Below are 18,115 nucleotides of genomic sequence, written 5' to 3'. Positions count from 1 at the left end.
ATATCGCGATAAATCCAAGAGCAGCACGATACTTAATGAGCTCGGTTTGATAATTACAATACGTGTAACATTTGAAATCACAACGAAAATTTATGAATTCATGACGCTTTGCTCATTTCGAAAGCCATCAATGATCATTTTGTGTTCAGAGCCCACACAAAAGAAACTGACTCCGAGCTCTTTCCAATTGCGAGCGGCTTGAGCATTCGCAACAAACATGCCTACAGGTTTGTTAACTTGTTGACCTGCTTTGATTATTTTTATGCTTGCTTCTCGCACACATTCGTCATTTACGCTCTCAGCACCATAAGACACGGCTAAGTCGACTTGTCCAATAAACAGTGCATCAATGCCTTCTACTTTTGCTATCGATTCAGCATTGACCACGCCTTCTGGGTCCTCAATTTGGGCGATCACCACCGTGTTTTTCTTACTGTCTTTTAGGTGGTTAGCCATCGGTTTGGTTGCGTATTTCGCAGCGCGACTCGAGCCTGCATAGCCACGTCCTCCTTCCCCATAATGAGACATCTTCACTAACTTCTCAGCTTGTTCGGCACTGCACACATGAGGGATTTGAATCCCCGTCGCACCACAATCTAAAGCATTCAATAGGGTTGATGGCTGGCTATCTTGAACTCGAACTATGCAGGGCAGTTGATTGGCGCGAGCGGCAAGAATACAGCTATCCAATGACGCTCGATCAAACGGTGCGTGTTCAGCATCCAAAACAACGAAAGGCAGCTCAGCTAATGCAAGCACCTCAATGATGTGCGGATGGGGTGTTTTGACGAACGTTCCGAGTCGGTCTGTGTTTTTCAGTATGTCTTTGAAGTTATCCATTTGTTTTACTCTCCATTGCAAAGGTATGCAAAACTTAACATGTGTTGTTGTAAAAAAAGAGTAAAAACAATGTGATCAATACGGCATTAATTAATTGTTTTTCAACCCGACCATGTAGTGATTTAATCGTTTTTTGTGATTTTAACCCGTTAAAACAAGTGCTTAGTAATTACTTATTCATGTTAAATAGTGATTTGCCAAGTGTTAAAAAAATGTTTATGTTTATTTTGCATTCGTATCCAAAAGTATACAAAAACAAAAAATAACCTCTGAAATTAATAGCAATTAACAAATACTCGGCATACGCCACAAGGAGAATTACGCATGGCTCGCATTCTAAAACACGGCATCACTGAAGAAGCATCGGCATCAAACAACGCGCAAGTACGTCAAACGGTTGAGAACATTCTTTCTGACATAGAAAAGAAAGGTGACAGTGCAGTTCGTGAACTTTCAGAGAAATTTGATAACTGGTCTCCGGAGCAGTTTCGTTTAACCGATGAGCAAATTCAGGCATGTGTGGACGCATTGGATGAATCAACTAAGCACGATATTGAATTCGCACAAACACAAGTACGTAACTTTGCACAGATCCAACGTGACTCAATGCATGATGTTGAAGTTGAAACGATGCCAGGTGTGGTACTAGGGCACAAAAATGTTCCGGTAAACAGTGTTGGTTGTTACATCCCAGGTGGTAAATACCCACTAGTAGCCTCTGCGCACATGAGTGTTCTTACTGCAAAGGTTGCTGGTGTGAAACGCGTTATTGCTTGCGCTCCTCCTTTTAATGGCCAACCAAACGTTGCGATTGTTGCTGCGATGGCGATGGCGGGTGCGGACGAAATTTACTGCTTCGGTGGCGTTCAAGCGGTGGGTTCGATGGCTCTTGGTACCGAGACGATTGCCCCAGTCGATATGATTGTTGGTCCAGGTAATGCTTTTGTTGCAGAAGCAAAACGCCAACTGTTCGGTCGTGTTGGTATCGATTTGTTTGCTGGTCCGACAGAAACATTGGTTATTGCTGATGAAGAAGGTTGTGACCCTGAATTAGCAGCAGCGGATCTATTGGGTCAGGCTGAGCACGGTTATAACTCTCCAGCGGTTCTTTTGACGAACAGTGAAACATTTGCAAAAGAGACAGTAAAAGAAGTTGAACGTCAGCTGACTATTCTTCCTACCGCTGAAATCGCAGGTAAGGCTTGGGAAAATTACGGACAAGTTATCCTGTGTGACAGCTATGAAGAGATGGTTGAAGTGGCCGATGATCTTGCTTCTGAGCACGTACAAGTTATGACAAAAGATCCTAAGTACTTCTTAGACAACATGACTAACTACGGTGCGTTGTTCTTAGGTCGTGAGACTAATGTTTCTTACGGTGATAAATGTATCGGTACTAACCACACATTGCCAACGAATAAAGCGGCACGTTACACGGGCGGTCTTTGGGTCGGTAAATTCATTAAAACATGTACTTACCAGCGCGTAACGGAATCAGCTTCGTTGAAAGTCGGTGAATACTGCTCTCGCTTATGTGCATTAGAAGGCTTCGCTGGCCATAAAGAGCAAGCTGATATCCGTGTTCGTCGTTACAAAGAAAAATTGGTAGAGGCATAACATGACAAAACTCGCCTTAGTTACAGGCGGCAGTGGCGGCATTGGTGCCGCCATATGTCACAAGCTCGCGCAATCTGGCTACCGTGTCGTGTTTACCTACAACAGCAACGAAAGTGCAGCTCAAACGATCTTAGATACATTGGAAGGCTCAGGCCACGCTATGTATCAGCTGAATGTTGAAGACAGCTCAGCAATTGGTGCGTTAGCTGAACAAGTTAAAGAGTCTTCTATTTCTTTAGACTTGTTAGTGAACTGTGCTGGTATGACTAAGTTTGTTGCACACAATGATTTAGAGTCACTCAATGATGAGCTGATAGACAAAATCTTCCGTGTAAACGTGCGAGCTCCATTTGCAATGGTACGCGCATTCGAACCTTTACTTCGAAGCGGCAAAGGCTGCGTGGTGAACATCACGTCGATTGCGGCACAAACGGCAATGGGCAGTAACGTGGCTTACTGCGCGAGTAAGTCTGCAGTCGAGAATATGACACGATCTTTAGCACGCGCTTTGTCTCCCGATATTCGTGTGCTTGCAGTGGCTCCAGGCCTAGTGGACACCGAATTTGTTAAAGGTCTCGATGATGAGTGGCGTAACGCGCAAGAGCAATCAACACCGCTAAAACGATTGGCGAGTGATCTCGAGGTTGCGAATGCCGTTTATGCAGCAGCAGAACTACTGACATTTTCAACCGGAAACACCATTGCTGTCGATGGTGGCAGGCCGTTAGGTAATTAATGTAAAGCTGCGGTTCGCGGCTTACGCACCTAACATCAGCGCTTTGGGGGGAATTAACTAGAGCGTAGGTTAGGTAAGAAGGAATTTAGAATGACCCTACAACATAAAATTAATAACAATTTAGTCCGCTACATGGAACTGATTCCTGGTACCAGTGCATTCATCGATGCGCGTACGCCAGGCAGCGATCTAAAAGATAACTTCTGCATTATTGGGGCAGGAGTCGCGGAAAGCAGTCGTCAACATGTTCATATTCGTGAAACGGCTGGTTTTAACATCGGCGCAGCTGGTCAGCCTCCGGGGATCAAGAACTCTCTGCATTCACACCATACCGCAGAACTGTTCGTTGTCTTCAAAGGTCAATTCAGATTTTACTGGGGCAATGAGGGTGAAAATGAAGCTGTATTGTCGCATGGTGATGTTATCTCTATTCCTACTAACCTTTTCAGAGGCTTTGAGGTGGTAGGGCGCGATTACGGCTTTATGTATTCTGTGTTAGGTGGTGATAACTCCGGTGGTGGAGTAGTTTGGCACCCGAGTGTGATTACTGATAGCCAAGGTTACGGTTTGTACCTGAAAGCAGACGGCACACTGGTTGATACCATTGACGGTGATACGGTTCCAAATGACTCTGATCTGATGCCACTGTTAACGGTTGATGAGCTTGGTCAATTTGATACCTACACGGCCGAACAGATGATGCCATTTGTTGCGCTGAAAAAGGATTACCGAGAAGTGTCGGGTGATTTTGACAAGCCTGGCGTTAAGCAGTTTGCGCTAACAGGACACCCATCATCTGGCTATGACTTCCAAGTTAAAAGTGTAGATGACGTGAGTATCATGGCTTATGAACTTACTGAGGGTGAGAGCATCCCAGTACACAAACGCAGTGAAAAGCAGGTACTGATTAACTTCGAAGGTGATACGTTGTTAAACATCGTCCAAGACGGTGAGCAGGCGCAAGTCGTCCTGACCACTGGTGATGTGTTCAGTGTGCCAGATGGTGCGTCATACAGCCTTGAAAACCTACGTGGTACTAGCTTTACTTACGTCGTTCTTGGTTCTGACCAGCCACAAGCTTTGTAGGATAACGAATGATGAAACCAGAAGTACCACTGTTATGGCTACCTGGTTTGTTGTGTGATGAAACGTTGTTCCAAGACGTGAATAAAGAGCTGCCCAACTGGGTGGCTCCTTTTACTTGTGACTTAGGAACGCAAACATCCATGCAAGCTTTGGCAAGTAATGTTTTAGAAAATGCCCCTGAGAGTTTTGTACTGGGTGGATTATCCATGGGCGGAATTCTAGCGTTTGAAGTTTTTAGGCAAGCTCCTGAGCGGGTCAAAGGCTTGATCTTAATGGATACCAATGCCGCTGATGAAAAGCCTGAGGTTTCCGAAAAAAGAAACGCGTTGGTCGATAAGGCAAAAGCAGGGGAGTTTGAGTCGATAACCCCTGATATTTTGATGCCACTTCTCATTCATCCTAACCAGTTAGCGAATCAAGAACTGGCCCAGAAAATCACTCAAATGGCGAACAACATTGGTGTTGAACGGTTTGAAGCGCATGCTCAAGCATTAGCGACTCGCCCTGATGCGAGGCCGTTACTGAGTGATATTCAGGTGCCCACTCTGATCATCACAGGTAAAGACGATCTGTTGTGTTCGATAGATAACCATTTATTGATGGCAAAACACATTAGACAGGTATCGCTTCACGTCATTCCTGATTGTGGCCATCTATCGACAATGGAACAGCCTAAGGTTGTCGCTCGTCATATTTGTAGCTGGTTCGAAGCAAGTCTGCCTGAATCTTTATAGTTAACGGTAGAAGCAGGTTTTTCATGGGTAGAGTGTCTTGTCACTCTACTTAAACATGAAAACCTTTGCCAACTAACGATTAGCTTTCTTTCTGTTCGACAACAAACTCTACAAATCGATCCCTGAGTGGATTTTCGCTATTTCCATTCCATATCAGGCCGACTGGCCAAGTGGCGTATTCACCTTCTAACGCAATGAATTCCACATCGGTATTACTAATGAACTGCGCACTGCTGGGTACAATGGTGAAACCGATATTGGCAGAAACCAAGGCAAGTAGGGTGAGAATATCATCGGCTTCTTGTGCCTTGGATAGGTCGATATTATTGGCGAGGCAATATTGTTGGATCTGCTTGTCTAGTCCGGGGCCACGATGTTGGGCGAGCTTTAGATAAGGCCATTTCGATAGTTCAGATATTGCCTGATTTGGGTTAGAACTCAACTCGGGAGCTTGCTTGAGAAGATCTTTGTGTATCGCGACCACAAGCGAATCATTGAACAGTGTTAGGCTTTCTAAATCCGATGATTCTGGTATCCGATTGAAGCTGATATCGAGTTCATGGTTTAACAGTTCATCTGTTTGTTGCTTGGAAGGTGTGTCATTTAACGTGATATGAACGTCTGAGTATTGTTGTTTATAAGCCGCAATAAGCTTGGGTGCTTCATGATAAGTAGACACGCCAAAGCCAATGTTCAAATGTCCCTGAGTCCCTTTGACCACAGAGCCTGACAGCTGCTCAAACGCTTGCATTGAATGAACCAAACGTTGTGCTTCTGCTAGTAACGTTTTCCCCGCGTGCGTGAGCTCTGCGCCATTCCTGCCACGAGAAAACAGAGATGCCCCAATGTTGGATTCAAGTCGTTGAATCTTTTTAGTGAGTGCCGATTGAGTGATGTAGAGCTGCTCTGATGCCAAACGGTAATTGCCCGATTTAGCGAGCTGACAAAATGCCTTCAGTAGATCAAATTCCATTCCAAATGCTCATTGAACTAAGAATATCTTTCATTATATGGAATTGAATCGATTTTTTATACTGAGTCCAGACCAAATCAGAAAAAGCGAAGTTTGAGGACGAATCATGAAGAGAGATATTAAAGTAGCGTCGGTTCAATTCAACCACCATGCAGGTGACAAGGCGTATAACCTATCTGTGATAGAAGAATATGTTCGACAAGCTTCGGAGAGTGGCGTGGAGATCATCAGCTTCCCGGAGATGTGCATCACTGGCTACTGGCATGTGTCTGCTTTGTCTCGCGATGAAATTGAAGTGCTAGCGGAACCTGTACCGAACGGTGAATCCACTCAACAGCTGATTGCACTGGCAACACAGTTTGGAATCAGTGTTGGCGCAGGCTTGATAGAGCAGGGTGTGGATGGCGAGTTATACAACACTTATGTGTTCGCGATGCCAAATGGAGGAGTTCAGAAGCATCGTAAACTGCATACCTTCGTTAGCCCACACATGAGCAGCGGCGACCAATACACGGTGTTCGATACGCCACATGGCTGCAAAGTCGGTATCTTGATTTGTTGGGATAACAACTTGGTCGAAAATGTCAGGATCACTGCTTTGAAAGGGGCTGATATATTGATTGCGCCACATCAAACGGGCGGTTGTCATTCACGAAGCCCGAATGCGATGAAGCGTATTGACCCAGAGTTATGGTTTAACCGAGATGAAAACCCAGAAGCGATTCGTGCTGAAATGCAGGGCAAGAATGGCCGCGAGTGGTTAATGCGTTGGTTGCCTGCAAGAGCACACGACAACGGTATGTTCGTGGTGTTTAGTAATGGTGTCGGTGTTGATATGGATGAAGTAAGAACAGGTAATGCGATGATCCTCAGCCCTTATGGTGAAATCATTACTGAGACCGATAGTGTTGATAACGATATGGTGATTGCAGATCTAAAAACAGAAGAGTTAGATATGTGTACTGGCAGACGCTGGATTCGTGGACGTAAGCCAGAGTTATATCATTCACTCACACAACCTCTTGGTCATGAACTTGATCCGCACCAAGCGCGTTTTGCTGAGAAATAATGGTGTAAGCGCTGGTGAAAAAGGATGCACTAGAGACGGTTGAAAGGGAGGGGAGGTTGGAAGGGAGAGAAGGGTTCCTGATGTAGTCTACCCACTTAAATCATGTTTAAGTGGGTAGACTATTTAAGCACTAAGCACTAAGCACTAAGCATCAAGCCTCTAAGTCTGTTCTCAGTGACGAGTGCGAGAAGACGTCAGTTCTGATGCGCGAAGCTGAGCAACGGCTTTTGCGAGTTCAAGCTGAGCTTGTGCAAAGTTGATGTCTACATTGCCCTTATTGATATTTTCTAGAGCTGCATATTTCGCTTCTTCTGCGCGAGCGCGGTCAATATCTTGGCCGTGCAGGGCAGTATCGGCTAACACCGTTACCACATCTGGCTGAACTTCCAGCATCCCGCCAGAGACATAAAGCACTTGCCCTTCTGATTTAGGGTCTGTGACAAACACTGTGACGCCCGGCTTTATTTTACTGAGAAGCGGGGAGTGACCGGGGCGGATCCCCAGCTCACCATCAGCGCCAGAAACAGCTAGGGCATACGCTGGACCTGAAAACAGCGTACCTTCCGCACTTACAATATTAAGTTGAAATGTATTATCTGTAATTCCGATAGCCATGGTGCACCTGCCTCTTAGAGTGATTTTGCTTTGTTAAGCACTTCGTCGATAGAACCACAGTACAAGAATGCTTGCTCTGGGATATCGTCATATTCACCGCCTAACAGGCCTTTAAAGCCTCTTAGTGTTTCGCTTAGCGGTACGAATACACCTTTCTGACCTGTAAACACTTCGGCTACGTGGTAAGGCTGAGTTAAGAAACGTTCAATCTTACGAGCGCGAGATACCGTCTGTTTGTCTTCAGTCGATAGCTCATCCATACCAAGAATCGCGATGATGTCTTTTAGCTCTTTGTAGCGTTGCAGCGTTGTTTGGACTTTTTGTGCAATGTCGTAATGCTCTTGACCAACGACAAGAGGATCCAATTGGCGAGATGTTGAATCCAATGGGTCGATTGCAGGGTAGAGGCCTAATGCAGCGATGTTACGCGACAGTACAACGGTTGCATCTAAGTGAGCAAAGGTTGTTGCTGGCGATGGATCGGTCAAGTCATCCGCAGGTACGTATACCGCTTGAATAGATGTGATCGAACCTTGTCTGGTTGATGTGATACGTTCTTGAAGCACACCCATCTCTTCAGCCAATGTTGGTTGGTAACCCACTGCTGATGGCATACGACCTAGCAGTGCTGATACTTCTGTTCCCGCGAGCGTGTAACGGTAGATGTTATCAATGAACAACAGTACGTCACGACCTTCATCACGGAAGCGTTCAGCCATAGTCAGGCCAGTCAGCGCAACACGTAGACGGTTTCCCGGTGGCTCGTTCATTTGACCGTAAACCATGGCAACTTTGTCTAATACGCCAGCTTCTTTCATCTCGTAGTAGAAATCGTTACCTTCACGAGTTCGCTCACCAACACCGGTAAATACAGAGAGACCTGAGTGGGCTTTGGCGATGTTGTTGATAAGCTCCATCATGTTGACAGTTTTACCTACGCCAGCACCACCGAACAGACCTATTTTACCACCCTTAGCGAACGGACAGATAAGGTCGATAACCTTAACGCCGGTCTCAAGAAGTTCAGTGCTGTTTGCTTGTTCTTCATAAGAGGGTGCTTCACGGTGAATTTCGTAGCTTTCTTTTTGACCGATTTCACCACATTCATCAATTGGCTGACCAAGAACGTTCATGATACGGCCTAAGGTTTCTTCGCCCACAGGAACCGTGATTGGAGAACCGGTGTTTTCAACAGTGAGGCCACGGCGTAAGCCATCTGACGTACCCATTGCAATACAACGAACGATACTGCCACCCAGCTGTTGCTGAACTTCTAATACGAGCGAACTTGCTTCCGCGCTAGTCACTTTCAACGCATCATAAACGCGTGGGCTGTTGCCGCCGCTGAACTCGACGTCTACCACCGCGCCGATAACTTTAACTATTTTTCCAACACTCATCTCTAAATCCTCAAATTCTATTCTTGACCCACTCTTTTCTGCCCTTAGACAGCTTGAGCGCCTGAGACTATTTCACTCAGTTCTTGGGTAATGGCAGCTTGTCGTGCTTTGTTGTATACCAATTGCAAGTCATCGATGAGTTGGCCTGCGTTATCGGTTGCCGCTTTCATGGCCACCATTCGGGCTGCTTGCTCACAGGCAATGCTCTCTACGATGCCTTGATACACTTGCGATTCAATGTATCGATGTAACAGCTCAGAGAGGATGTCTCTTGGTGCTTGTTCATAGATGTAATCCCAACGACGTGCTTTTTTAGTACCTCCATCGGCCTCAGAATCTGAGGGGTGGGGTAGCAACTGCAAGGTTGTCGGTTCTTGAACCATGGTGTTGATGAACTGGTTATAAACGAGATACAAACTGTCGATTTTTTCGTCGTCGTAATGCCCTAGCATCGCGTTAACTGTACCTAAAATGTCTTCTAATTTAGGCGTGTCACCAAGGCCTGACGTTTGCGCGATAACATTGCCGCTGCGTTGGAAAAATGAGATAGCTTTAGAACCAATTAAGGTGGTTTCTACCTCAACGCCTTTGTTACGCCACATCTCCATTTCTTCTAACACTTTCTTGAACAAGTTCGAGTTCAAGCCACCACATAAGCCCCGATCGGACGAAATAATTATGTAAGCAACGCGTTTTGGTTCACGCTGTTGAAGATAGGGATGCTGGTATTCCAGCGACCCTGATGCGACATGAGAGATAACTTTGCGCATGTTCTCGGCATATGGACGCGTTAGCGTCATGTTGTCTTGAACCTTACGCATCTTACTTGCCGCAACCATCTCCATTGCACTGGTGATTTTCTGAGTGTTACTAACACTGCCTATCTTGGTGCGAATTTCTTTAGTATTTGCCATTATCTGCTCCTAATTTGTTTTGATTTCCAGCCAACAAACCGGAGCGTTTACCAAGCTTTCAACGCTACAAAGTCACCGAGAAGCTTTGCAAGGGTGCCATCGATTTCATCGTTGTAGTCACCGTTAGCGTTGATGGTGTCGAACAACTCTGGGTTTTGGCCTTTTGCGTAAGCAATCAGCTCTTCTTCAAAACGTGCAATTTTGTTCAACTCTACGTCAACCAAATAGCCTTTCTCTGCTGCGTAAATGACCGTTGCTTGCTCAGCGACAGACATAGGCGAGTATTGCTTTTGCTTCATTAATTCAGTTACACGCTCACCATGATCAAGCTGCTTGCGAGTCATGTCGTCTAGGTCAGAAGAGAACTGAGCAAATGCGGCTAACTCACGGTATTGCGCTAACGATGTACGAATACCACCAGACAGTTTCTTGATGATCTTGCACTGCGCTGCACCACCCACACGAGATACCGAGATACCCGGGTCTACCGCAGGGCGTAGGCCTGAGTTGAATAGTTGAGTTTGTAGGAAAACCTGACCATCGGTGATTGAGATGACGTTTGTTGGTACAAACGCAGATACGTCACCCGCTTGAGTTTCAATGATAGGAAGTGCCGTCAGTGAGCCTGTTTGGCCTTTCACTTCACCGTTAGTGAACTTCTCTACATATTCCGCATTCACTCTTGCTGCACGTTCTAGTAGACGTGAGTGGAGGTAGAATACGTCGCCAGGGAAGGCTTCACGACCTGGTGGGCGTTTAAGTAGCAAGGAGATTTGACGGTAAGCAACAGCTTGTTTTGATAGATCATCATAGATGATCAGTGCATCTTCACCGCGGTCACGGAAGTATTCACCCATAGTGCAACCAGCATAAGGAGCAAGGTATTGAAGCGCTGCTGATTCTGATGCTGATGCCACAACGACGATGGTATTTTTAAGTGCGTCGTGGTCTTCGAGTTTACGAACAACGTTTGCGATAGTGGATGCTTTCTGACCGATAGCTACATACACACATTTGATGCCAGAATCTTTTTGATTGATGATCGCATCGATAGCTAACGCTGTTTTACCTGTTTGACGGTCACCGATGATAAGTTCACGTTGACCACGACCAATAGGCACCATGGTGTCTACCGCTTTGTAGCCCGTCTGGATTGGCTGATCGACGGACTTACGTTCGATTACGCCTGGTGCAATCACTTCTACAGGGTCTAGTCGGTCACAACTCACAGGGCCTTTGCCATCGATGGGTTCGCCTAATGTGTTCACTACACGACCAAGAAGTCCGTTACCTACCGGTACTTCCAAGATACGACCTGTACCTTTCACTTTCATACCTTCACAGAGGTCAGTGTAGGGGCCCATAACCACCGCACCTACTGAGTGGGTATCTAGGTTAAGCGCGAGGGCGTACTTGCCACCTGGAAGTTCGATCATTTCACCTTGCATTACATCCGCAAGGCCGTTAATGGTAATGATGCCGTCACGAACCGATACAATGGTGCCTTCGTTGCGAGCTTCGGTGCTCACATTAAACTTCGCGATGCGATCTTTAATTAGATCGCTGATTTCATTTGAATTTAATTGCATAATTGATACCTATCTCGCGTGAAGTTGATTAGCTAGTCGGTTAATCGATGTGTTTAATGAACCATCGATGACGGTTTCACCCGCCTTGATAACAATCCCGCCAACTAGCGTGTCATCAATAACCTGTTCCATTTCAACCTGACGCTCTAATTTCTTCTCAAGTGCAGCAGTGAGTGATGTAACTTGATCTTGTGTAAGCAATTCTGAACTGGTGACAGTGACAGGGATTACACGTTCATGTTCGTCCTTTAGGTCGCTGAACAAGTTAAACAATTCTTTAATCACTGAAAGACGGCCATTCTCAGCCAAGACTCGAATGAGATTAATGACGTGGTCATCAACGAGTCCTTGGCAAACATGAATAATAAGATTGACCAGTTCTTCAGATTGTTGTGTGCGAACACCTTCTGCTGAGGAAATCTGCTTAGCGATCGTTTCTTCTTCTGCCACAGTCACAAGAATCGACAACATTGAGTGCCACTCTTGCAACTTGTTTTCACCCAAGGCAAAGTCGAACGATGCTTTGGCGTAGGGATGAGCAATATTGGTGTAATCTGACATATTGCCTCCGCTTAGAGTTCGCTTATCATTTGATCAACTAACGCTCGGTTCGTTTCGGAATCTAGGTTTTTGCTGATCAATTTCTGTGCACTTTGAATAACAGCATCTGCCATACCCGCTTGAAGTTCACGGCGTAACTTTTGACGTTCGCCTTCTAGCTCAGCTCTACCTTGTTCTAAGATGCGTGCTTTTTCCTGCTCACCTTCTTGGTGAGCTAAGGTGATGATTTCGTTGCGGCGTTTTTTGCCTTGCTCAATCAGTTCAGTCACATTTCTTTTCGCATCGGCGACGAGTTGTGCGCCATTTGATTTTGCTAGTTCTAGCTCTTTCGCTGCATTCTCTGAGTGGCGTAAACCATCAGCGATTTCTTTTTGGCGCTCGTCTAACATCGCGGTGAGAGGGGGCCATACATATTTCATGCATAGCCAAACAAAAATCACGAATGAGATTGCTTGACCAAACATGCTGGCATTTAAGTTCATACCTTCCTCACTAAATCTTGATTATTTATAAATCGATCTTTTCAAAGCTTTTCATTAAGCCACGGCAAAGATGATGTATAGACCGATACCAACACCAATCATCGGTACAGCATCCACAAGACCCATCATGATGAAGAATTGAGTACGAAGCATTGGAGTAAGGTCTGGTTGACGAGCTACACCTTCAAGGTATTTACCTGCTAAGTTACCAATACCAGATGCTGCACCTGCTGCACCTAAACCGATCAGTAATGCACCCGCTACATATAAAACTGCGCTTACGATATCCATTTGTATCTCCGATAAATAATGTGTTAGTTAATTTTTTAGTTATTAATTAATGGTGTTCTTCTGTTGCCATCGCTAAATAAACAACGGTCAGTACCATAAATATAAATGCTTGCAAGAATACGATTAATATGTGGAATAAGGCCCATGGAACACTTAGTGCCCATTGCATCCACCAAGGCATTAGTGCGATAAGGATGAATATCATCTCGCCTGCATACATATTTCCGAATAATCGTAAGCCTAGTGATATTGGCTTTGAAATTAATGTTATTAATTCAAGAACTAAGTTAACAGGATATAAAAGAGGGTTATCAAATGGCTGAGTAGTGAGCTCTTTGATAAAGCCTTTCAAACCTTTATTTTTAAACGTATAAGTTAACAGTAGAATAAACACACCGAGTGCCATCGACATTGGGACATTTACGTCCGCTGTCGGTAGGTCTCTAAAGTGTTCTAAACCCATTACACGAGTTAACCCTGGTATTAAATCTATAGGTAATAGGTCGACTGCATTCATTAACAACACCCAAACAAAAGTGGTTAATGCCAGCGGTCCTATTAATTTATCCTCCGCTTGAAAAATCTCTTTGACTAGGTTGTTAACGAAATCAAAGATAAGCTCGATAAAACATTGAAAACGACCTGGAACACCGCTGGTTCCCTTGGTCACTACATATCGAAACGCTCCAATAAACAGTAAACCCGTAATCCAAGATATCAACATTGAGTCAATGTTGAACGCCCAGAAACCATCACCTGTAGTTAAGAAGGTTAAGTGATGCTCTATGTATTCGTGAGCGGTAGTGACTTGATCCATACTACACGTACTCCGATCTTGTAGAGGCAGTAATAAATGGTGTTAAGAAGTACCCAATCATTGTGAAAATGTACGCGTATAATATTACTGGGTTATCCAATTTAAAAAATTGGAATGCCAGGATAAACATTAAGAACGTATAAGTTATTTTCACGACACGACTCATTTGCATTAAGTCACGTAAACTATAATTAGGATTCTTACGAACCTTTAAGCTTGCATATATAAATCCAAACAGCGGTGGTAGCATCGCGATAACAACACCCAAAGCTGAAGATTCCATATCTACTTTATTACCAAAAAACACTTCATATAAAACTACACCGACGGCTAATACTATTTGGCAAAGAACAACTCTTTTAGCAGCAACAAGGATGTCGCTACTTATCCCATTAAGCCTCATAATAAAACCTTATATTTAACAGTGTAAGTCAATATAAAACACAGTTTGAATATGTTTTGTTACTAGCACTTACTTGTTAATAGCAATTTGACTTGTTAATAAACCTTTACTTGTTAACAAAGAAATAATCTTTCTGGCTTTATATCTCCTGACGAAATTAAACGATAAAAACTAACTCGCTATCGTTTCGACAAAATATAAATTACGCCTAAAATTATGTGATCTAAACGACAAATATCGACATCAATAATTCCATTTTTGAAAGAAGTGTTTTTCATTTATGAAAGTAATAGCTTGATTACCTCATTCATGAATATTTCAGATGCTTTATTTTTGACGATACGAAAGGTTTATTTCCACAATATTTAAAGTAAAACTATCAGCTTATTATCGTATCAATTGATAATATTCAAACACTTAGAATTACTTATGAAGCCAATTATGGAGTGTCATTCTGGGCGGGCCTAACTAAGTTTTAATCAATAGTGGAAGGGAGTATTTGCGTAGTGATTTAACGGTACGTAACTCCTTATATATAAATAATTATTTTTAATATTGTTGGCGCAAAGTCGTTATTCATGTGTTGGTAAGGAGCTGAAACGGTTAGTTTGCCGTTTTAAGACGACACTAAATGAACAATCTAGCCCCCAATCATCAGAGCAACAATGCTGGAAGTTAGGGCTAAAGGTCAAAGATTAGGACAATTGGGCAGAATGGCACAAAAAGAAAGCGCCGAATTTAGAGAACGTAACAGGCAGTTAAGTACTGCCCAATCTAGCGCTAGAGTTCTTATTTTATTAATAGTCCTTATAAGTAAGCGAAGTCAATCACGTTTCCCTCTATTACTCTTTATAGCTTAGGTATTGAATACATAAGTCATGAAAAGCCTGTGCTTGTGGCGAGATCGTGCGGTCAGCCAACCTGAAAATACCGATTTGACGCTGTAAGGGCGGGTCAATCAATGGAATCCACACCAAACGGGTTTCATTGGTTGGGAAAGCCAGTTTAGGCAGTGTAGTCACGCCTATCCCGAGCTCTAACACCGAAAACAAAGAAGTAATGTTCTCTACTGAATACAGAGCTTGTTCGCTGAGCATTCGTGCAGGTGTTGGGTCAAGTAGCGTACAAGTACCGTTGCGAATGAAGGGTTGTTTTAACAAAGTTTGCCACTCTATTCCCTCTCTTTGGGAGGCGATAGGGTTGTCTTTCAGGCAGACCACACCAATAGGATCGGAAAGCAAAGGGGTGAAATCGATGCTCTCTTCTTCTAAATGGGAGCTATTTCCGAGGGCAACATCCACCTCTCCAGAGAGTAATCTCGCTTCCACACCCGCCGCATTATCATCAATCAAACTGACTTCTACATTAGGGTACTGCTCACAAAAAGCCCCTAAAACGCTAGGGATTAATTTTGCTGCTACCGATGGCACGCTTGCTATTCGAACTCTTCCTTGTTGTCCTGCCGCTGCTGCGCGCAAGTCATTATCTAATGCTTTGTAAACATTCAGAAATTGAATGATTTTTGGTAAGCATATTTCTCCGAAAGGTGTCAACGTTGATTTGTTGCCTGTTTCAAACAGTGGCTGACCGAGTATTTTTTCCAGTTCTTTTATTGAGGTGGAAAGTGCCGCTTGCGATCGATTTGCTCGGTGAGATGCCGCTCTAAATCCACCTTCTTCGACCACTAAAACGAAATGTTTTAACTGTTGTAGCTTAATACTCATGGCGCTGATCCTTCTCTAGCCCTTGCTATACCTTACTTTTTGAAAGGTGATAGATTTTATTTATCAAATGCACAAAATTTACCGTTAGATTTATCAGTCGTCAAGGTGCAGTATTTAACCATCTTGAAACATAGTTGTTACAAAGTTGGATGGAATCGTGAACGCACAAACTAAAAAACACCCAGTAAAAACCGAGCTTTTTGCTTCAAAAGCACCACTAGAGTGGGCAATCGTTAATAACGGCACTCTATACACCGCGCAGATTCCAATTGATGAAACTGGCGCAGTAGTAGAAGGCGGTATTGAAGCGCAAACGCGTCAGACTTTTAACAACCTTGTTCATACGTTGGAGTGTGCAGGCGAATCTATGGATTCAGTGCTGCAAGTTCTGATTTACGTGACAGACCGTGAATACTTAAAAACGGTAAACAGCGTATACGGAGAATACTTTAATGCACCTTACCCAAACCGTGCTGCGGTCGTCGTTGCAGGGTTAGCAAGAGAAGAGATGCTGGTCGAGTTCGTGGTTTATGCATCGGCGTCTCAACCTGAATAATCAGACTGTGAACTAAAGCTATTTGCGGATCAAAACTCTTTTGAATTGAAGTGGTTTATTGATACAAGCGACTTGGTTCACTTTAGAAACAAAATATACATCTTATTTTAGCAATTAATTATCTGAATATTAACAGTTTATTAATTAACCAGATGGTTGCCAGACTCAACCGCAACCTAACCGTTACAAGGACAGAATGATGACTCAATTACAGAATGTTCAAGCAGAAAACGCACTTTACATTGGCGGCGAATGGCAAGCGGGTGTAAGCACCGTTGCGAACATTAACCCATCAGATATTTCTGAAAACATCGGTAACTTTGCACAAGCAAGCACTGACCAAGTTCAACAAGCGATTTCAGCGGCGAAGCACGCTCAACCAGAGTGGGAAAAAACACCGATTGAACGTAAGCAAGCAGTGCTTCAAGCGATTGGTGATGAATTGATTGCACGTTGTGATGAGCTAGGTACATTACTTTCTCGTGAAGAAGGTAAGCCTTTTGCTGAAGGTCGTGGTGAAATTTACCGTGCAGGCCAGTTCTTCCAATACTTTGCAGCTGAAGTGCTTCGTCAAATTGGCGACAACGCAGAATCAGTACGCCCAGGCGTTTCTGTAGAAGTGACTCGTGAGGCCGTTGGTGTTATCGGCATCATCTCTCCTTGGAACTTCCCAACAGCAACAGCAGCTTGGAAAATCGCTCCAGCATTGGCTTTCGGTAACAGCGTTATCTGGAAACCTGCAAACCTAACACCAGCAAGTGCGGTTGCATTAACCGAGATTATCCACCGCCAAGGCATGCCAGCAGGCACGTTCAACCTTGTACTGGGTAGCGGTTCGAAAGTAGGTGATGCACTGATCAACTCTAAAGACGTGAATGGTGTGAGCTTTACTGGTTCTGTTGATACGGGTCGTAAAGTCGCAGCAGCAACAGCGCCAAACTTCGTTCGTTGCCAACTAGAAATGGGCAGTAAGAACGCATTAGTGATTGCTGACGATGCAGATATCCAAACTGCAGTAGATGCAACTATCGCGGGTTCGTTCTCGGGTGCCGGTCAAAAATGTACTGCATCTTCTCGTCTAGTGGTAATGGATGGCATTCACGACCAATACGTTGAAGCACTTATCAAACGCATGAGTGAGCTTAAAGTCGGTCATGCACTAGAAGAGGGCGTGTTCATGGGCCCTGTAGTCGATGGAAACCAACTTGAAGCAAACCTTGGTTGGGTTGAGAAAGCACGTCAAAGCGGCGGTGAGCTAGCATTTGGTGGCGAACGCTTGAGCATGAAACACGAAGGTTTCTACATGTCTCCAACCTTGTTCTTGAATACTAAGAACGATTGGGAAGTGAACCAAGAAGAAGTGTTTGCTCCTATGGCAAGTGTGATTCGAGTTGCTGACTTAGAAGAAGCTATCGCGACAACAAACGACACACGTTTCGGCCTAACAGGCGGCATCATTACTCAAAGCCTACGCAGTAGTGCGATGTTCAAACAACAAGCACAAACAGGTTGTGTGATGGTGAACCTACCAACTGCAGGTACGGATTACCATGTACCGTTTGGTGGTCGTAAAGAGTCTAGCTTCGGTCCTCGTGAGCAAGGTCAATACGCGAAAGAGTTCTATACCGTGGTTAAGACAGCTTATCAGCGCCCTTACTAAGCAGCTTTCTGTTAATTAGATTTCTATTAACTAGAACGGGATAGTTGG

The 18,115-nt window shown here is 44.3% G+C and carries 19 protein-coding genes; 7 read left to right on the top strand and 12 right to left on the bottom strand.

Going from position 1 to position 18,115, the window contains the following annotated elements; genetic code table 11:
* Positions 1–90 precede the first annotated feature (90 nt).
* Positions 91–840 (bottom strand): HpcH/HpaI aldolase family protein, encoded by a 750-nt coding sequence (locus tag AACW75_RS11185; RefSeq protein ID WP_145568676.1) that lies wholly within the window; start codon positions 838–840, stop codon positions 91–93.
* Between the two features lie 324 nt (positions 841–1,164).
* Between AACW75_RS11185 and hisD the strand changes: the two genes are divergently transcribed.
* The 4 genes from hisD (at position 1,165) to AACW75_RS11165 (ending at position 5,013) form a co-directional block, all read left to right on the top strand.
* Positions 1,165–2,457 (top strand): histidinol dehydrogenase, encoded by a 1,293-nt coding sequence (gene hisD / locus AACW75_RS11180; protein WP_145568677.1) that lies wholly within the window; start codon positions 1,165–1,167, stop codon positions 2,455–2,457.
* A gap of 1 nt (position 2,458) precedes the next feature.
* Positions 2,459–3,193: an SDR family NAD(P)-dependent oxidoreductase gene (locus AACW75_RS11175; protein ID WP_145568679.1), complete on the top strand. Its 735-nt coding sequence runs from the start codon at positions 2,459–2,461 to the stop codon at positions 3,191–3,193.
* Between the two features lie 90 nt (positions 3,194–3,283).
* Positions 3,284–4,279: a cupin domain-containing protein gene (locus tag AACW75_RS11170; RefSeq protein WP_145568680.1), complete on the top strand. Its 996-nt coding sequence runs from the start codon at positions 3,284–3,286 to the stop codon at positions 4,277–4,279.
* Positions 4,280–4,290: 11 nt separating this feature from the next.
* The gene (locus AACW75_RS11165; RefSeq protein WP_445329520.1) at positions 4,291–5,013 is read left to right on the top strand and encodes an alpha/beta fold hydrolase; all 723 of its coding nucleotides are present in this window, start codon (positions 4,291–4,293) and stop codon (positions 5,011–5,013) included.
* 79 nt (positions 5,014–5,092) lie between these two features.
* Here the strand turns inward: AACW75_RS11165 and AACW75_RS11160 are convergent, their stop codons facing one another.
* Positions 5,093–5,986 carry a LysR family transcriptional regulator gene (locus tag AACW75_RS11160; RefSeq protein ID WP_145568684.1) on the bottom strand — a complete coding sequence of 298 codons (894 nt, stop codon included), beginning with the start codon at positions 5,984–5,986 and terminating at the stop codon, positions 5,093–5,095.
* A 106-nt stretch (positions 5,987–6,092) separates the two neighbouring features.
* Between AACW75_RS11160 and AACW75_RS11155 the strand changes: the two genes are divergently transcribed.
* Complete coding sequence (locus tag AACW75_RS11155; protein WP_145568686.1) at positions 6,093–7,055, top strand: nitrilase family protein; 963 nt, start codon at positions 6,093–6,095, stop codon at positions 7,053–7,055.
* 171 nt (positions 7,056–7,226) lie between these two features.
* Here the strand turns inward: AACW75_RS11155 and AACW75_RS11150 are convergent, their stop codons facing one another.
* The 10 genes from AACW75_RS11150 to AACW75_RS11105 all read right to left on the bottom strand — a co-directional run bounded on the left by AACW75_RS11150 (position 7,227) and on the right by AACW75_RS11105 (position 15,851).
* A complete protein-coding gene (locus tag AACW75_RS11150; RefSeq protein ID WP_004730391.1) occupies positions 7,227–7,670 on the bottom strand; it encodes a F0F1 ATP synthase subunit epsilon in 444 nt (147 codons plus the stop codon).
* Between the two features lie 14 nt (positions 7,671–7,684).
* Complete coding sequence (atpD, locus tag AACW75_RS11145; protein ID WP_145568688.1) at positions 7,685–9,070, bottom strand: F0F1 ATP synthase subunit beta; 1,386 nt, start codon at positions 9,068–9,070, stop codon at positions 7,685–7,687.
* Between the two features lie 44 nt (positions 9,071–9,114).
* Positions 9,115–9,984 carry a F0F1 ATP synthase subunit gamma gene (atpG, locus tag AACW75_RS11140; RefSeq protein WP_145568690.1) on the bottom strand — a complete coding sequence of 290 codons (870 nt, stop codon included), beginning with the start codon at positions 9,982–9,984 and terminating at the stop codon, positions 9,115–9,117.
* 47 nt (positions 9,985–10,031) lie between these two features.
* Positions 10,032–11,573, bottom strand: coding sequence for a F0F1 ATP synthase subunit alpha (atpA, locus tag AACW75_RS11135; protein ID WP_145568692.1), 1,542 nt, complete (start codon positions 11,571–11,573; stop codon positions 10,032–10,034).
* A gap of 9 nt (positions 11,574–11,582) precedes the next feature.
* Positions 11,583–12,134: a F0F1 ATP synthase subunit delta gene (locus AACW75_RS11130; RefSeq protein ID WP_135456816.1), complete on the bottom strand. Its 552-nt coding sequence runs from the start codon at positions 12,132–12,134 to the stop codon at positions 11,583–11,585.
* A gap of 11 nt (positions 12,135–12,145) precedes the next feature.
* On the bottom strand, positions 12,146–12,616 hold the full coding sequence (locus AACW75_RS11125) for a F0F1 ATP synthase subunit B (RefSeq protein ID WP_145568694.1): 471 nt from the start codon (positions 12,614–12,616) through the stop codon (positions 12,146–12,148).
* Positions 12,617–12,670: 54 nt separating this feature from the next.
* On the bottom strand, positions 12,671–12,907 hold the full coding sequence (gene atpE / locus AACW75_RS11120; protein ID WP_004730405.1) for a F0F1 ATP synthase subunit C: 237 nt from the start codon (positions 12,905–12,907) through the stop codon (positions 12,671–12,673).
* A gap of 46 nt (positions 12,908–12,953) precedes the next feature.
* Positions 12,954–13,724, bottom strand: a complete 771-nt coding sequence (gene atpB, locus AACW75_RS11115; protein ID WP_145568696.1) for a F0F1 ATP synthase subunit A — start codon at positions 13,722–13,724, stop codon at positions 12,954–12,956.
* Position 13,725: 1 nt separating this feature from the next.
* The gene (locus AACW75_RS11110) at positions 13,726–14,127 is read right to left on the bottom strand and encodes an ATP synthase subunit I (RefSeq protein ID WP_135456817.1); all 402 of its coding nucleotides are present in this window, start codon (positions 14,125–14,127) and stop codon (positions 13,726–13,728) included.
* 842 nt (positions 14,128–14,969) lie between these two features.
* Complete coding sequence (locus AACW75_RS11105; protein WP_017074007.1) at positions 14,970–15,851, bottom strand: LysR family transcriptional regulator; 882 nt, start codon at positions 15,849–15,851, stop codon at positions 14,970–14,972.
* A gap of 157 nt (positions 15,852–16,008) precedes the next feature.
* On the opposite strand from AACW75_RS11105, the gene AACW75_RS11100 reads away from it, so the two are divergent.
* Both AACW75_RS11100 and AACW75_RS11095 read left to right on the top strand, forming a co-directional pair.
* Entirely contained in the window at positions 16,009–16,407 is a 399-nt protein-coding gene (locus tag AACW75_RS11100; RefSeq protein ID WP_004730412.1) for a RidA family protein, read from the top strand.
* Between the two features lie 199 nt (positions 16,408–16,606).
* Positions 16,607–18,067, top strand: a complete 1,461-nt coding sequence (locus AACW75_RS11095) for an aldehyde dehydrogenase family protein (protein WP_029224918.1) — start codon at positions 16,607–16,609, stop codon at positions 18,065–18,067.
* Positions 18,068–18,115: the final 48 nt, after the last annotated feature.

Source organism: Vibrio sp. L3-7 (assembly GCF_963898195.1).
GTDB classification, from domain to species: Bacteria; Pseudomonadota; Gammaproteobacteria; order Enterobacterales; family Vibrionaceae; genus Vibrio; species Vibrio echinoideorum.
The sequence above is the reverse complement of the archived record's forward strand: the minus strand, read 5'-3'. Positions and strand labels throughout refer to the sequence as shown.

Excerpts from the sequence above, each read along its gene's own strand:
- AACW75_RS11185 (WP_145568676.1), bottom strand. The coding sequence starts at position 840 with ATGGATAACTTCAAAGACATACTGAAAAACACAGACCGACTCGGAACG.
- hisD (WP_145568677.1), top strand. The coding sequence starts at position 1,165 with ATGGCTCGCATTCTAAAACACGGCATCACTGAAGAAGCATCGGCATCA.
- AACW75_RS11175 (WP_145568679.1), top strand. The coding sequence starts at position 2,459 with ATGACAAAACTCGCCTTAGTTACAGGCGGCAGTGGCGGCATTGGTGCC.
- AACW75_RS11170 (WP_145568680.1), top strand. The coding sequence starts at position 3,284 with ATGACCCTACAACATAAAATTAATAACAATTTAGTCCGCTACATGGAA.
- AACW75_RS11165 (WP_445329520.1), top strand. The coding sequence starts at position 4,291 with ATGAAACCAGAAGTACCACTGTTATGGCTACCTGGTTTGTTGTGTGAT.
- AACW75_RS11160 (WP_145568684.1), bottom strand. The coding sequence starts at position 5,986 with ATGGAATTTGATCTACTGAAGGCATTTTGTCAGCTCGCTAAATCGGGC.
- AACW75_RS11155 (WP_145568686.1), top strand. The coding sequence starts at position 6,093 with ATGAAGAGAGATATTAAAGTAGCGTCGGTTCAATTCAACCACCATGCA.
- AACW75_RS11150 (WP_004730391.1), bottom strand. The coding sequence starts at position 7,670 with ATGGCTATCGGAATTACAGATAATACATTTCAACTTAATATTGTAAGT.
- atpD (WP_145568688.1), bottom strand. The coding sequence starts at position 9,070 with ATGAGTGTTGGAAAAATAGTTAAAGTTATCGGCGCGGTGGTAGACGTC.
- atpG (WP_145568690.1), bottom strand. The coding sequence starts at position 9,984 with ATGGCAAATACTAAAGAAATTCGCACCAAGATAGGCAGTGTTAGTAAC.
- atpA (WP_145568692.1), bottom strand. The coding sequence starts at position 11,573 with ATGCAATTAAATTCAAATGAAATCAGCGATCTAATTAAAGATCGCATC.
- AACW75_RS11130 (WP_135456816.1), bottom strand. The coding sequence starts at position 12,134 with ATGTCAGATTACACCAATATTGCTCATCCCTACGCCAAAGCATCGTTC.
- AACW75_RS11125 (WP_145568694.1), bottom strand. The coding sequence starts at position 12,616 with ATGAACTTAAATGCCAGCATGTTTGGTCAAGCAATCTCATTCGTGATT.
- atpE (WP_004730405.1), bottom strand. The coding sequence starts at position 12,907 with ATGGATATCGTAAGCGCAGTTTTATATGTAGCGGGTGCATTACTGATC.
- atpB (WP_145568696.1), bottom strand. The coding sequence starts at position 13,724 with ATGGATCAAGTCACTACCGCTCACGAATACATAGAGCATCACTTAACC.
- AACW75_RS11110 (WP_135456817.1), bottom strand. The coding sequence starts at position 14,127 with ATGAGGCTTAATGGGATAAGTAGCGACATCCTTGTTGCTGCTAAAAGA.
- AACW75_RS11105 (WP_017074007.1), bottom strand. The coding sequence starts at position 15,851 with ATGAGTATTAAGCTACAACAGTTAAAACATTTCGTTTTAGTGGTCGAA.
- AACW75_RS11095 (WP_029224918.1), top strand. The coding sequence starts at position 16,607 with ATGACTCAATTACAGAATGTTCAAGCAGAAAACGCACTTTACATTGGC.